Annotated in this window: 11 protein-coding genes and 1 riboswitch; of the genes, 2 read left to right on the top strand and 9 right to left on the bottom strand. The window is 65.0% G+C overall.

Going from position 1 to position 13,460, the window contains the following annotated elements:
* Positions 1-33: 33 nt before the first annotated feature.
* From JQ572_RS16970 to JQ572_RS16960, 3 genes are all read right to left on the bottom strand, one after another.
* Positions 34-1,479, bottom strand: coding sequence for an MATE family efflux transporter (locus JQ572_RS16970; protein WP_211384170.1), 1,446 nt, complete (start codon positions 1,477-1,479; stop codon positions 34-36).
* Positions 1,480-1,645: 166 nt separating this feature from the next.
* The gene (locus JQ572_RS16965) at positions 1,646-2,698 is read right to left on the bottom strand and encodes a hypothetical protein (RefSeq protein ID WP_211384169.1); all 1,053 of its coding nucleotides are present in this window, start codon (positions 2,696-2,698) and stop codon (positions 1,646-1,648) included.
* Between the two features lie 218 nt (positions 2,699-2,916).
* Positions 2,917-4,023 (bottom strand): 2'-deoxycytidine 5'-triphosphate deaminase, encoded by a 1,107-nt coding sequence (locus JQ572_RS16960; RefSeq protein WP_211384168.1) that lies wholly within the window; start codon positions 4,021-4,023, stop codon positions 2,917-2,919.
* Between the two features lie 109 nt (positions 4,024-4,132).
* Positions 4,133-4,212, top strand: a riboswitch (SAM riboswitch).
* 67 nt (positions 4,213-4,279) lie between these two features.
* On the opposite strand from JQ572_RS16960, the gene JQ572_RS16955 reads away from it, so the two are divergent.
* Positions 4,280-5,476, top strand: coding sequence for an O-succinylhomoserine sulfhydrylase (locus JQ572_RS16955; RefSeq protein ID WP_211384167.1), 1,197 nt, complete (start codon positions 4,280-4,282; stop codon positions 5,474-5,476).
* Between the two features lie 123 nt (positions 5,477-5,599).
* Here the strand turns inward: JQ572_RS16955 and JQ572_RS16950 are convergent, their stop codons facing one another.
* The 3 genes from JQ572_RS16950 to JQ572_RS16940 are packed head-to-tail and all read right to left on the bottom strand — an operon-like array spanning position 5,600 to position 8,637.
* The gene (locus JQ572_RS16950) at positions 5,600-6,589 is read right to left on the bottom strand and encodes an SGNH/GDSL hydrolase family protein (RefSeq protein WP_211384166.1); all 990 of its coding nucleotides are present in this window, start codon (positions 6,587-6,589) and stop codon (positions 5,600-5,602) included.
* Positions 6,590-6,601: 12 nt separating this feature from the next.
* Positions 6,602-7,381, bottom strand: coding sequence for an SGNH/GDSL hydrolase family protein (locus tag JQ572_RS16945; RefSeq protein ID WP_211384165.1), 780 nt, complete (start codon positions 7,379-7,381; stop codon positions 6,602-6,604).
* The gene (locus tag JQ572_RS16940; RefSeq protein ID WP_211384164.1) at positions 7,381-8,637 is read right to left on the bottom strand and encodes an OpgC domain-containing protein; all 1,257 of its coding nucleotides are present in this window, start codon (positions 8,635-8,637) and stop codon (positions 7,381-7,383) included. The genes JQ572_RS16945 and JQ572_RS16940 overlap by 1 nt, the downstream gene beginning before the upstream one ends.
* Positions 8,638-8,831: 194 nt before the next feature.
* On the opposite strand from JQ572_RS16940, the gene apaG reads away from it, so the two are divergent.
* Positions 8,832-9,224, top strand: coding sequence for a Co2+/Mg2+ efflux protein ApaG (gene apaG, locus JQ572_RS16935; protein ID WP_211384222.1), 393 nt, complete (start codon positions 8,832-8,834; stop codon positions 9,222-9,224).
* A 781-nt stretch (positions 9,225-10,005) separates the two neighbouring features.
* On the opposite strand, the gene JQ572_RS16930 is transcribed toward apaG, so the two are convergent.
* The 3 genes from JQ572_RS16930 to JQ572_RS16920 all read right to left on the bottom strand — a co-directional run bounded on the left by JQ572_RS16930 (position 10,006) and on the right by JQ572_RS16920 (position 13,358).
* Positions 10,006-11,025: an Hsp33 family molecular chaperone gene (locus JQ572_RS16930; RefSeq protein ID WP_211384163.1), complete on the bottom strand. Its 1,020-nt coding sequence runs from the start codon at positions 11,023-11,025 to the stop codon at positions 10,006-10,008.
* Between the two features lie 201 nt (positions 11,026-11,226).
* Complete coding sequence (gene argF, locus JQ572_RS16925; RefSeq protein WP_211384162.1) at positions 11,227-12,150, bottom strand: ornithine carbamoyltransferase; 924 nt, start codon at positions 12,148-12,150, stop codon at positions 11,227-11,229.
* A complete protein-coding gene (locus JQ572_RS16920) occupies positions 12,150-13,358 on the bottom strand; it encodes an aspartate aminotransferase family protein (RefSeq protein WP_211384161.1) in 1,209 nt (402 codons plus the stop codon). Before JQ572_RS16920 ends, argF begins: the two co-directional genes overlap by 1 nt.
* Between the last annotated feature and the right edge of the window lie 102 nt (positions 13,359-13,460).

Genomic DNA, 13,460 nt, shown 5'->3' with positions numbered 1-13,460 from the left:
AAATCCGGCAAGCGCGCCCGAGGCACGTGCGCCCTAGTCAGCCGCGGCCGAAAGCGCAGGCCTGATCGCAGGCTTCGTCTCGCGCGGTCCCCAGCGCGTCAGCACCACGCTGGAGCACGAGAGCAGGCCGAGCACGACCATCGAACTCGCCGCCAGCCAGAAGAAGCTTTGCGCGGTGGCATCATGCGTCGACAGCCACCAGCCGACCGCCGCGATGTAGATCAGCCGCACGGTCTGCGCCAGCACGGGACCGATGACCTTGGCCGCGCCTTGCGACGAGAAATACATGGTCGAGGCCAGCCCGATGAAGGCGTAGAACGGCGCCACCGTCGACAGATATTGATGGCTGGTGGCGCGCACGGTGGCGCTGTCGGTGAAGATGTTGACCCAGAGATCGGGGAACAGCGCGACCAGGCACGCCGGCGCACCGACGGCGACGAAGGCGCTCGCGCCCGCGATCCAGGCGATGCGGCGGGCGCGTGCGGTGCGGCCGGCGCCGATCGCCATGCCGACCATCGGCACCGAGGCGATGCCGAACGAGAACGCGATCGAGGTCAGCAAAAATTCCAGCCGCGCGCCGATGCCGTAGCCGGCGAGGATCGCGGTGCCGAACTTCGCCAGCATGTGGGTGAAGATCGAGATCGTCAGCACCGATTGCAGCGGCGAGAAGCAGGCGATGGCGCCGACCTTCAGGATGTCGAAGAACATCGCCCATTGGATGCGCAGGCCGCGCAGTTTCGGGACGACGCGGGCACGGCCCGAGAACAGGTACCAGCCCATGATGGCGATGTTCATGCAATAGGCGATCAGCGCGCCGGCCGCGACGCCGCGCATGCCGAACTGCGGCACCGGTCCGAGTCCCAGACCCAGCGTGCCGCCGAGCACGATCTGCCAGGCCGCCGAATTGAGAATCAGGAACGACGGAAGCTTCATGTTGCCGGTGCCGCGCAGCACGCCGGCCATGGTGTTGAGCAGCCAGGGCAGCACGGCGCCACCGAAAAACACCTGGGTATAGGCGATCGCATGCGTCAGCACATCGCCGCGGCCGCCGAGCATCTCGAGCACTTTGGGCCCGTAGATCAGCATGCCCAGCATGAAGACGAGGCCGAAGGTGATGCCGATCAGGAGCGCATGCGCGGCGAGCGTGCCTGCACGTTCGCGATCGCCGGCACCGAGCGCTCGCGCGATCGCGGAAGCCACCGCGCCGCCCATGGCGCCGCCGGACATCGTCATGGTCAGGATCACGGTTGGAAACACCAGCGCCATCGCGGCCAATGCCTCGACGCCGAGCCGGCCGATATAGGAGGTCTCCGCGATCACGGTACAGGTGCCGGCCGACAATGCGACGACGTTCGGCCAGGCAAGCCCAAGCAGCGTGCGCAGGATCGGCCCGTCCGTCAGCGCGCTCTTCACCGGCGGCGGAGGCGGCGGCAGCGGGCGCTCCTGTTCATCGACCGGGATTTCGGCGATGTCTGACATATCGTCTCCCGGGCGGAAGCGCCATTTGCGGCGCAGCAATCACTTGGTGTGCCAATGATTTGTGCGCGCAGGGCGCGCGGCAAGAGGCTTGTTACCACGGCAATTGCCGATTCCTCCTGCGCCTTGTGCAGGCGTGCCCTGCGGCAGCGCATTTCAAATGGTGGAATTAGCTGATCGTCCAGGCCAGCGGCGGTCGTCCGCCTGCCGTCGGGCGCAGATGCACGCCGATGTGCCGGCCGCATCCCGCGGCGAGCCCTTCGAACAGCCCCTCCAGCACCTTCGCGCAGGCGCGGTGATAGTCGGTGACGTCGTCCATCAGCTTCCAGCTCTGCTGACGGATCTCGAAGCCACCCTCCGATTGCTTGGTGTCAGCCACGTCGTCCTGCGCGGCGAACAGCGCGTTGAGGAAGGACGCGAACTCGGCTGCGCCACCGCGGCTCATGGCCAGCGCCGCGGCGACCTCGTCGAAATATTGCATGCCGATCAGTTTGCCGGTGAGGTGCAGGAGATAGCCGGCATCTTCCGGTCCGAACAATTGCACCATCACGGGCGCGGCGGTGCGGACATATTCCATGGCGTAGTTGCGATAGGCCTTTTCCAGTCGCGGTTTTGGCCAGCTTGCGACCGGCAAGGCCGGCGCCGTGGCCGCGTCGAACAGCGGCGCTTCGAGATGCCGGGCGAACACAAGGCGTTGGTCGAGCTCGAGCGGATGGTCGTAGAGATGATAGTAGCCTTCGAGCCCGTCCTGGCCGTCGACGCTCTGCTTGGTGCAGACGAAGCCGAGCCTGGTATCGCCGAGCGCCACGCCGTTGTTGGCGTGCCAGCCGCGCAGCATCGCGCGGCTGACCTCACCAGGCACTCCGCAGATCGCGGTGCCTTTCCAGATCCAGCGCGGCGGCGGATAGCGGATCCAGGCTTTGCGGTCGCTCTCATGCATGTATTCGACATGCACGCCGCCGATCCAGTTGGAGAGGTAGTGATATTGCGCGGCGGCGACCGCCGGCGGCAGATGGCTCAGCCCGAGCTTTTCCAGCCCCGGCAGGAAGCGCTCCTGCTGCTGGCGGCGGAACACGCGAAACACGAACTCCGCGGCATCCGCCGTGCCGCGCCGCGTGACCACGGTGAGGATCAGCCCGGTGAAATAGGCATGGTAGAGATCGGCGACCGCGCGCCAGCGTTTCCACTGGGCTTGCTGCGCTGTGTCTGATGCAGCGGTCATGTGCGCTCCCGGATTGTTGTTATCGTTGGTGCCGCAACACCCTACCCTGTCGTCCCGGGCAAGCGAAGCGCGACCCGGGCCCGATAGCCACAGGGCGTCATTTTCGCACGAGAGATCAACCCTGAGTCCTCGCCAAACTGCTCCCTGTGGTGAAGGGTCCCGGCCCCCGTGCGCAATTGCGCACCAGGCCGGGACGACAGCGGAAAGCTGGGTTGGCGCTACACCCGAAAATGCTTGCTCAGCTTGAGGCCCTGCGCCTGGTAGTTCGAGCCGATGCGCTGGCCGTACATGGCGTCGGGGCGGGCCAGCATCTTCTCGTAGACGAGGCGGCCGACGATCTGGCCGTGCTCGAGAATGAACGGCACTTCGCGCGAGCGCACTTCGAGAACGGCGCGCGAGCCCTGCCCACCGGCGCCGGCATAGCCGAAGCCGGGGTCGAAGAATCCGGCATAGTGCACGCGGAATTCGCCAACCAGCGGATCGAACGGCACCATCTCCGCGGCGAAATCGGGCGGCACCTGCACTGCCTCTTTAGACGCGAGAATGTAGAATTCGCCGGGATCGAGGATCAGGCTGCCGTCGGGACGCGCCGACATCGGCTCCCAGAAATCCTCCACCGCGTAGCCCGCGCGGCGGTCGACATCGACCACGCCGGTGTGGCGCTTGGCGCGGTAGCCGACGAAGCCGCTTCCCTTCTCGCCGGCGAGATCGACGGAGACGGCGACGCCGCCTGAGAGATCGGCATCGTCGATGTCGACGAGACGCTCGGCGGCATGCAGCGCATCGAGCTCGTCGGCATTGAGGATGGCGTCACCGGTGCGGAAGCGTACCTGCGACAGCCGCGAGCCCTCGCGCACCAGCACCGGGAACGTCTTCGGGCTGATCTCGGCATAGAGCGGGCCGTGATAGCCGGCGCCGATCATGTCGAAGCGGCGGGTGCCGTCGGCGATGACGCGGGTGAAGACATCGAGCCGCCCGGTCGAGCTTTTCGGGTTCGCCGCCGCAACGATCTCCGGTGGCAGCGCGAGGCTCTCGAGCAGCGGCACGATGTAGACGCAGTTGGTCTCCAGCACCGCGCCGTCGGCGAGGCTGAATTCGTGCAGCTTCAACTCGTCGATGCGCTCGGCGACGGTGGCGCCGGGACCGGGCAGGAAGCTCGCGCGCACCCGATAGGCGATGTCGCCAAGCCGCAGGTCGAGGCTCGCCGGCTGGATCTGGCTTTCGACGAAGTCGTAGGCGGGCAGGATGAGCCCTGCCTCCGCCATCGCCGCGATCATGCGGTCGGGCAGGATACCATTGGCGTCGGCGGCGATCGTGAAACTCAACCGGGGGCCCTCATCCGGGTCAAACACATCCCGACATGCGGGAAATACAAGCGTTTTACGGCTATCCGATGGACGTCTTGACGGAAAGAGCATTGCGGAATATGAGCATGACTTATCCCGTGGTGATTTGAGCCGGCCGGCTTGCAGCCACGTTAAATAAGTCGCTAAACAGGCCGGGGACCTCTGTGATCCCGGCCCGTGGTTTTATCCAGGCCGGTTTTTTTGTGACCATTTCGGTGGTCACGCAGGAGGTCCTATGTCGAAGTCACCGGCGCCCACCGCGCAATATCGTCCCGAAACCCGTCTGGTCCATTCCGGCACCCTGCGCTCGCAATTCGGCGAGACGTCGGAGGCCCTGTTCCTGACCCAGGGCTACGTCTACAACAGCGCCGAGGAGTGCGAGGCGCGGTTCAAGGGCGAAGACCCCGGCTTCATCTATTCGCGCTATTCCAATCCGACCATCGCGATGTTCGAGCGCCGCATGATCGAGCTCGAAGGCGCCGAGGCGGCACGGTCGGCCGCGACCGGCATGGCGGCGGTGACGACCGCGATCCTGGCGCCGCTGAAAGCCGGCGATCACGTCGTGGCCTCGCGCGCACTGTTCGGCTCCTGCCTCTACGTCATTCAGGACCTGTTGCCGCGCTACGGCATCGAGACCACGCTGGTCGATGGTCTCGATCTCGACCAATGGCAGCGCGCGCTGAAGCCGAACACCAAGACATTCTTCCTCGAGAGTCCGACCAATCCGACGCTCGACGTGCTCGACATTCCAGGGATCGCCGAGATCGCGCACAAGGGCGGCGCGCGGCTCGTCGTCGACAACGTGTTCGCAACCCCGATCTGGCAGAGCCCGCTCGCGCTCGGTGCCGACGTCGTGGTCTATTCCGCGACCAAGCACATCGACGGCCAGGGCCGGTGTCTGGGCGGCATCATCCTGTCGTCGGAAGCGTTCATCGCCGAGCACATCCACAATTTCATGCGCCAGACCGGCCCTTCGATCTCGCCATTCAATGCCTGGGTCCTGCTCAAGGGCCTGGAGACGCTGGCCGTGCGCGTGCGCGCGCAAACCGACACGGCGGCGCGCGTGGCCGAGGTGCTGGCGGACCACCCGAAGATTTCGCGGCTGGTCTTTCCCGGCCGCGCCGATCATCCGCAGGCGGCGCTGGTGAAGAAGCAGATGCGCGGCGGCTCGACGCTGGTCGGCTTCGAGGTCAAGGGCGGCAAGGCGGCGGCGTTCCGCGTACTCAACGAGCTGAAGCTCGCCAAGATCTCGAACAATCTCGGCGACGCCAAGAGCCTCGTCACGCACCCGGCGACGACGACGCATCAGCGCTTGAAGCCGGAGGATCGCGCCGCGCTCGGCATCAGCGAGGGGTTCATCCGCTTCTCGGCGGGGCTGGAGCACGCGGATGACCTGATCGAGGATCTGACGGCAGCGCTGGAGAAGGCGTGAGGCGATCGAGCTCTCGTAGTGTGGGCAAAGCGCAGCGTGCCCACACTTCACGATCACATTGCCGATAGATGGTGAGCACGGCGCTTTGCGCCTTTGCCCACCCTGCACAGCTACGCAGCGGCCTTACATCGGCCGATAGGTCCGCACGTCCGCGGGCACGTTGACACCGAGCTTGATCTGGCCGACGGAGCGGATGATGTCGTCGCCGAGAAGCTGGGCGAAGCAGGCATAGCCCCAATCGTTCATGTGCAGGCCGTCGGCGATGACGAAGCTCTCGACCGGAATCGATTGCTTCTCGTGCCATTCGCGCATCACCTCGAAGCGCGGGAAGATGCCGACGTGACGGAGCTCGGCGACCTTGCCGAGCAGCTTCACCATCTTGCCGGCGCTCTCCGCGCGCTGGTTGATGGCCGGCGAATATTGCGGATCGACCAGCACGACGTCGGCGTCGCCGGCGGCCTGGATGCGGGAGATGCCGTCCTCGACGAGCCTGGCGGTCTCGCCGGGATCGAGATTGCGCAGCACGGCGTTGGTGCCGACCTGCCAGATCACCAGATCCGGATGCACGTCGATCACCTCCTTCTGGAGGCGTTTCATCATCTCGGGCGCGTCCTCGCCGCCGACACCTGCATTGATGACGGTGATGTCGGCGGTCGGATATTGCCGACGCAGCTGCGCGGCGAGACGGTTCGGATAGTTGAAATCGGGCGAGCTCGCGCCATAGCCGGCGGTCGACGACGAGCCGAACGCGACGATCACGACGGGCTGGCCGGCGACGAGCTTGCCCGCGACATGCGGCAGCGAGCCCATCGTCTTCGAGACGCCCTTCGGCGACAGGCAGGGGACACGGCTGAAGATGTCGCCGGCGGATTTCGCGACCTGTTTCACCTTATCGATGGCGCGCGCCGTGATGCCGCGCTGCTCGGGTGACGTCGCGGCGACGGTGGTCTGGGAGGGCGAAGCGGGAGCGGGACTAGCCGACTGCTGCGGAGCTGGCGGCGACTGCGTGGCCTGTGCCTGCGCGCGCGACTCCGAGGCCGGCGTCAGCAGCAGCACTGCTGCTGCGAGCACAGCCAGCCATGCCGTCAGGCAAAAAGGGCGGAGAGAACTCATTAACGCTAGACCTCAATTTTGCTGCTGGGCCGGCTCCAGATGGGCTGCGTCGATCACGAACTGTGCCAACGCCCGGCCAAGGCAATCATGGACCTGCTTCGCCAGCTCGGGCCCGCGGGACGGGCTGAACAGGTCGAACTGCCCCTGATCATTCCACTGCCGCATGATCGCGAAACGATCAAACAGCGGGATATCATGCTCCTGTGCAACCACCCGCATATTGTCGAGGTATGGCGGCACCGAGATCATGGTTTCGGTACGCGGGCTGTATTGCAAATTCATCAAGACGACGTCAGCCCCTGCCTTTTGCAACGCAGCAACCCCTTCGGTTACCGCGCCACGAAAATCGTCGGGATCGATGGCTCGGATAGCATCCACCGTCCCGGTCTGCCAGATGACCAAAGTAGGCGTTTTTGCTTCCATCAGCTTAACGAAGGATCCGGTCGCCTCCTCGGCCGTCTTCTTGCTCTGTATTTCTACGGAGACGTGCACGACCTCCGCCGGCGGCAGCTTGTCTTTCAAAACCGCCTGCATCCGCGCCGGATAAGAGCTGTCCTCCGAAGCCGGAATCCTGGTCGAACCGCTGCCGATGACCAGGATCTCGAGCGGTTTGCCGGCCTTGATGGCATCGGCGACCTTGGGAAGCTGGCTTTCGCTGGTGAGCAGATAGGCAGGCAATTCGCAGGCCGCGGGCACGGCGGAGGCGGCAGGCGCAGCATCGCCCGCGCGCGCCGGCGGCGCGGCGAGGTTACCGCATAGCAGGACAAGGCTCAGGAGAACCTTCGCCTTCATCAGCCCCCTCCCGCCATATCGGCGTTGCCGACGGCGATTTTGGTTTTCGCACCGCTCTTGTCAGCTACGCGCTTGTACCACGAAATCACCCAAGCGACGCCCCACATGATCAGGATTCCGGAGAGACTAATCACCGCATGCATGACTGCGCCGCCGGAGACCTCGGCCAGGATGAAATGGCCGGCGAAAGCGAGGAAGACGCCGAGGCAGAATATCTCCAGGGAATGCTGGCCGCACAGGATCAGCGGCCGCAGCCAGGGCGACTTCAGGCCCGGCCACTCCCGCGGCAGGAAGCGCACGGTGAGCGCGGCCAGCGCCAGGAAATGCGTGAAACGCAGCACGTCGAGATCGGTCTTGTCGATCGGATACATCCACTGCTCGAGCCGCTTCGGCATGAAGTGGGAAAGCTGCGGCACGTACCAGGTCAGCGTCACGTAGAATGCCGCGACCAGATAGGCGATCGAGATCCACATCGTCACCCGCGAAGCCAGAATGCGCGACATCCGCCGCGCACCTCCGAGCGCACACCATGCACCGAAGACGAAAAGCAATTGCCAGGCCAGCGGATTGAAGGCCCAGAAGCCGTTCGGATAGGCCGAGAAGTAGAGGTCGTATTCCCAGGTCACTGCGTAGAGCACGACGGAGAGGCCGAGCGTGACGTCAGGCTTCCATTTCATCGACCACAGGATCAGCGGCAGCGCCAGCATCAGCACGATGTAGAGCGGCAGCACGTCCATGTTGACGGGACGGAAGCGCAGCAGCAGCGCCTGCACGATGGTGACGTCGGGCTGCTTGAGGAAATCCATGATGCCCATCTCTTCGGTGTAGAGCGGGTTCTCGAAGCTGGTCGCGACATAGGAGATTTCGGCGAGGAAGATCGTGAACAGGAAGACGTGGGCGACGTAGATCTGCCAGACGCGACGCAGGATGCGCGCGGTGGCGATGACGACGCCGGACTCCAGCATGGCCCGGCCGTAGACGAAGGCGGCGGTATAGCCGGAGATGAAGATGAAGATTTCGGTGGCGTCGCTGAAGCCGTAATTGCGGATCGTGAACCAGGTCAGCAGACTCGTCGGCAGATGGTCGATGAAGATCAGCCACAGCGCGAGGCCGCGGAACAGGTCGAGCCGAAGCTCGCGCTCGCCAATGGCGGGTAGCGAAATCGCCGGCGCCGCGGTGCGCGGCCTGGGGCCTGCGGGCTTGGCACCCGTGGTTCCCGCGATCGTCGATCCCGTCACTTGGTCGGCAATGGTCATCGGGGCCTAAAAACCCTTCCGCAGATCGCGGCGTGTCAAGGAGTGTACCGGTCCGTTCGTCATCTCGCAAAGCGATCGGATCACATGTGAGTACACCCCGGGGGGCGTACTTCCCTGCGAATTCTGGCGGGACGATGTCGCCCAGGCCGCCTCCGGCGTTTGGTTCCCGGGCGGATTTCGGTATGATAGCAACCATGTACCGCGCCGTGACCCGCCAGATCGAAGTGACCGTCGAGCCGAACTTTGTTCCGGAGCAGTCGTCGGCCGACCGCTCCCGCTACTTCTGGTCCTACACCATCGTCATCACCAATTCCGGCGACGAGACCGTGCAGCTCAAGACGCGGCACTGGATCATCACCGACGCCACCGGCCGGCAGCAGGAGGTGAAGGGCGAGGGCGTCGTGGGCGAGCAGCCGACCCTGGCCCCCGGCGAACGGTTCGAGTACACCTCCGGCGTGCCGCTCACGACCGCCTCCGGCTTCATGACCGGCCGCTACCAGATGGTCAGCGAAAGCGGCGAGCGCTTCGAGATCGACGTACCGACGTTCTCGCTGGACAGTCCGGACAACAAGCGGGTGCTGAACTAGCGGGATGCCGTTGGGTGGACAAAGGCGCGAAGCAACGTGTCCACCATTTCGATCACGGCATAAGGTGGCGGGCACGCTTCACTTTGCCCACCGATGTCCGAGTCTATGGCGCGCAGCTTCCCCAACCTCGTCATTGCGAGCGCTTCCAACTGGCAACTCAGCTTGCAGACACGCCTTTGCGGTCTCGCGGCGCGTTCGCCCGAGCTTTGCTCCATCTCTCCACCCTCTTGAGCCAAGAGGGCGCAGGGAAGGCCGGGTGCCGGCTGGCACCCGCGGTCCGCTGCGCGAAGATGTAGCGCAAAAGAACCGCACAGCAGCATACAGGTGTAGCCAATCACTCGGCCTTCCCTGCGCGATGGTCGGACGGCTTATGCCGTGCTCTCCCGGGAGCCGAGTTCGTTCTGGCCTCCCTCGCCCCGCGAATTGACGATGCCGTCCGCCCGGTTGGGCTCGCGCGCATCTCCGCGAAAGCTTGACCGTAGCAACGACGGTCAGGACCACACGGTTTTGCCGTACGCATCAGCGTCGCTCGTCCGCACGTGGCCACGGGCTCGCAGGGACTACCCGCCCTGCCCGCACCTCTCGCGCACGACGCTGCCGCGTCCACCGCAACCCGGCTCGCATATCGTGACGACGTACGATCGCCCCTCAAGGATGAGCCGGGATAGGCAACATCTACGATAAATCCGAATTTCGGTAAAGTGGAATATTTTGCCAGAGAGGATTGACAGCCTCGCAGGTGTATTGCCCGTCGGGTCGCGAGGGCTCGCAGGCCGAGTGCCTACGCGTCCTCGACGCCCGCTTCATCCGGCGTGAATTCGTACACCGACGAGCAAAATTCGCAGGTCACGACGACCTTGTCGTCCTTGACCATCGCGGCGCGGTCGTCCGGCGAAAAACTCTTCAGCATCGAGGCGACCGCCTCGCGCGAGCAGGAGCATTGCGCCTTCAAGGACAGCGGATTGAACACGCGCACGCCGCGCTCATGGAAGAGACGGTAGAGCAGCCGCTCGCCGGACAGCTCGGGATCGATCAACTCGACGTCCTCGACGGTCTCGATCAGCGAACGCGCTTCGACCCACGCGTCGTCCTCAGCGACGCTGTGCACCTCGACGCCTTCGGGCGCATCGCCGGGATGCAAATCGGCCTGCCGCGCGCGCTCCGGGGCCTTCGGCAGGAACTGCATCAGCATGCCGCCGGCGCGCCAGCGATGCTTGCCGCCGTCGTTCGAGCGCCACTCCTCGCCGACGGCGAGACGCACGCGCGTCGGGATCTGCTCGGAGCGCAGGAAATATTCGTGAGCCGCGTCCTCCAGGCTGCCGCCGTCGAGCGCGACCAGGCCCTGGTAGCGGCTCATGTCGGGGCCCTGGTCGATGGTCATGGCGAGATGACCGTGGCCCAGCAGGGCGCCGGACTGCATGCCGGAATCCCTGGCCTCGCCGAGGCGCGCGGCATCAAAGCGCGCGTACGCACGCAGGCGATCCGGCGCCATGTAGTCGACGACCAGGAACGAGACCGGACCGTCGGTCTGGGCCTGGAGGATGAAGCGGCCCTCGAATTTCAGCGCCGAGCCGAGCAGCGTGGTCAGCACGATGGCCTCGCCGAGCAGCTTGCCGACCGGCGCAGGATAATCGTGCTTGGTCAGGATCTCGTCGAGTGCCGGACCGAGCCGCACCAGGCGCCCACGCACGTCGAGTGCGTCGACCTCGTAGGGCAGCACGGCGTCATCGATCGGAACCGCCGATGGTGCGCGAACCGGGCCTTCGGGCCCGGTTTTCATGTCAGGGGATTGGGAAACCATGGCGCTTTATCTGGGGTCGGAGGAGAAAAATGGAAGGGGGTAGCGTGCGCGGGAGCCGTTTGAACCGTACCAAGCAACCTCGAACTCGCTGTCGTCCCGGACAAGCGCTTCGGTCCCGGCAACGCTATGCATTGCCATGAGCTACGCTTGTCAGGGACGACAGCGCCATGTGAGGCGACGGCAACGCGACACGCGTTCAGATCATTTCACCGCGTCGAAGCACCAGGCCAGAATGCCCTTCTGCGCATGCAGGCGGTTCTCGGCCTCGTCGAACACGACGGATTGCGGGCCGTCGATCACCTCATCCGTGACCTCCTCGCCGCGATGGGCCGGCAGGCAGTGCATGAACAGCGCGTCGGGCTTGGCCAGCGACATCAGCTTCGAATTGACCTGATAGGGCTTGAGCACGTTGTGCCGGTGCTCGCCTTCCTTGTCGCCCATCGACACCCAGGTATCGGTGACGACGCAATCGGCCCCCTTCACGGCGGCTTCGGGATCGGTGCCGAGCACGATCGACGCGCCGGTCGCCTTGATGAAGTCGCGCATCACTTTCTTCGGCGCCAGCTCCGGCGGGGTCGCGACATTGAGCTGGAACTTGAAGCGCTCGGCGGCGTGCGCCCAGGAGGCGAGCACGTTGTTGTCGTCGCCGGTCCAGGCCACCGTCCTGCCCTCGATCGGGCCGCGATGTTCTTCGTAGGTCATGAGGTCGGCCATCACCTGGCATGGGTGCGACCGGCGCGTCAGGCCGTTGATGACGGGCACGGTCGCATATTCCGCAAGCTCCAGCAGCGCATCGTGATTGAGGATGCGGATCATGATGGCGTCGACATAGCGCGACAGCACACGCGCGGTGTCGGCGATGGTCTCGCCGCGGCCGAGCTGCATCTCGGCACCGGTGAGCATGATCGGTTCGCCGCCGAGCTGGCGCATCGCGACGTCGAACGAGACGCGGGTGCGCGTGGAGGGCCGCTCGAAGATCATCGCAAGCGTCTTGCCTTCGAGCGGCCTGACCGGCTGATGCGCCTTCTGCTTCGCCTTCATGGCGGAGGAGGCGGCGAGCATGCTCTTGAGCTCCGACAACGGCAGCTCGTTGATATCGAGGAAGTGCTTCGGCGACTTGCTCATCAGCTTGCCGCCCGCTTGGTCTGACTGGACGAGATCGCGGTGCAGGCGCGCTCGAGCCGCCCGACGCTGTCCTCGATCTCGGCTTCGGTGACGATTAAAGGCGGCAGGAAACGCACGACATTGTCGCCGGCGCCGACCGTGAGCAATTTTTCGTTGCGCAAAGCTGCGACCAGATCGCCCGAGGGCACCACGGCCTTGATGCCGATCAGGAGGCCCTCGCCGCGCACTTCGCTGACGATATCGGGATGACGGTCGATCACGGAGGCGAGCTTCTGCTTGAGCAGCAGCGACATCCTCTGGACGTGATCGAAGAAGCCGGGCTTGAGCATGACGTCGAGCACGGCGTTCGCGGCCGAGATCGCGAGCGGATTGCCGCCGAAGGTCGAGCCGTGCGAGCCGGGCCCCATGCCGGAAGCCGCGTCCGCGGTCGCCAGAATCGCGCCGATCGGGAAGCCGCCGCCGAGCGCCTTGGCCAGCGACATCACGTCAGGCGTGACGCCGGTGCGCTTATAGGCGAAGAGATCGCCAGTGCGGCCCATGCCGGTCTGCACCTCGTCGAACGCGAGCAGCAGGCCTTTCTCGTCACAGAGCTGGCGCAACGCCTTGAGGAAGCCGGGAGGCGCCGAACGCACGCCACCCTCGCCCTGGATCGGCTCGATCAGGATGCCGGCGGTCTGCGGACCGATCGCTTTCTTCACGGCCTCGATGTCACCATGCGCCACCTGGTCGAAACCATCCATCGGCGGACCGAAACCTTCGAGATATTTCGCAGAACCCGTCGCGGCCAGCGTCGCCAGCGTGCGGCCGTGGAACGCGCCTTCGAAGGTGATGATGCGATAGCGTTCCGGATGCCCCTTGGAGAAGTGATGATGGCGGACCAGCTTGATCACACCTTCCAGCGCCTCGGCGCCGGAATTGCAGAAGAACACGAAGTCCGCAAAGCTCTCGTTGCAGAGGCGGTTCGCAAGCTTCTCGCCGTCCGGGCTCTGGAACAGGTTCGACATGTGCCAGAGCTTGGTCGCCTGCTCCTGCAACGCTGCGACCAGCGCGGGATGAGCATGACCGAGCGCATTCACGGCGACGCCCGAAGTGAAATCGAGATAGCGCTCGCCATTGGTCGCGATCAGCCAGCAGCCCTCGCCGCGCTCGAAGCCGAGGTCGGCCCTGGCGAAAACAGGGAGCAAATGCGGCGCGGCGCTGTTGGTCATGACGATCACTTGAATGTTGTGGACGGCCTGAATGTGCATTGCGCAACGCACCATTGACCGGTCCGGAAAACGAAACGTGCCGCCTTTTAAGGGCGGCACGCA

It is taken from the genome of Bradyrhizobium sp. SZCCT0153 (assembly GCF_018129995.1).
Classification (GTDB): Bacteria; Pseudomonadota; Alphaproteobacteria; order Rhizobiales; family Xanthobacteraceae; genus Bradyrhizobium; species Bradyrhizobium japonicum_G.
This window is presented reverse-complemented; position numbering and strand designations above follow the sequence as displayed.

What these genes read in the sequence shown, in the direction of transcription:
- JQ572_RS16945 (WP_211384165.1), bottom strand. Translation starts at nt 7,381, where the DNA reads ATGAAGGCGAAGGTTCTCCTGAGCCTTGTCCTGCTATGCGGTAACCTC.
- JQ572_RS16950 (WP_211384166.1), bottom strand. Translation starts at nt 6,589, where the DNA reads ATGAGTTCTCTCCGCCCTTTTTGCCTGACGGCATGGCTGGCTGTGCTC.
- JQ572_RS16955 (WP_211384167.1), top strand. Translation starts at nt 4,280, where the DNA reads ATGTCGAAGTCACCGGCGCCCACCGCGCAATATCGTCCCGAAACCCGT.
- JQ572_RS16920 (WP_211384161.1), bottom strand. Translation starts at nt 13,358, where the DNA reads ATGACCAACAGCGCCGCGCCGCATTTGCTCCCTGTTTTCGCCAGGGCC.
- argF (WP_211384162.1), bottom strand. Translation starts at nt 12,150, where the DNA reads ATGAGCAAGTCGCCGAAGCACTTCCTCGATATCAACGAGCTGCCGTTG.
- JQ572_RS16970 (WP_211384170.1), bottom strand. Translation starts at nt 1,479, where the DNA reads ATGTCAGACATCGCCGAAATCCCGGTCGATGAACAGGAGCGCCCGCTG.
- apaG (WP_211384222.1), top strand. Translation starts at nt 8,832, where the DNA reads ATGTACCGCGCCGTGACCCGCCAGATCGAAGTGACCGTCGAGCCGAAC.
- JQ572_RS16930 (WP_211384163.1), bottom strand. Translation starts at nt 11,025, where the DNA reads ATGGTTTCCCAATCCCCTGACATGAAAACCGGGCCCGAAGGCCCGGTT.
- JQ572_RS16940 (WP_211384164.1), bottom strand. Translation starts at nt 8,637, where the DNA reads ATGACCATTGCCGACCAAGTGACGGGATCGACGATCGCGGGAACCACG.
- JQ572_RS16965 (WP_211384169.1), bottom strand. Translation starts at nt 2,698, where the DNA reads ATGACCGCTGCATCAGACACAGCGCAGCAAGCCCAGTGGAAACGCTGG.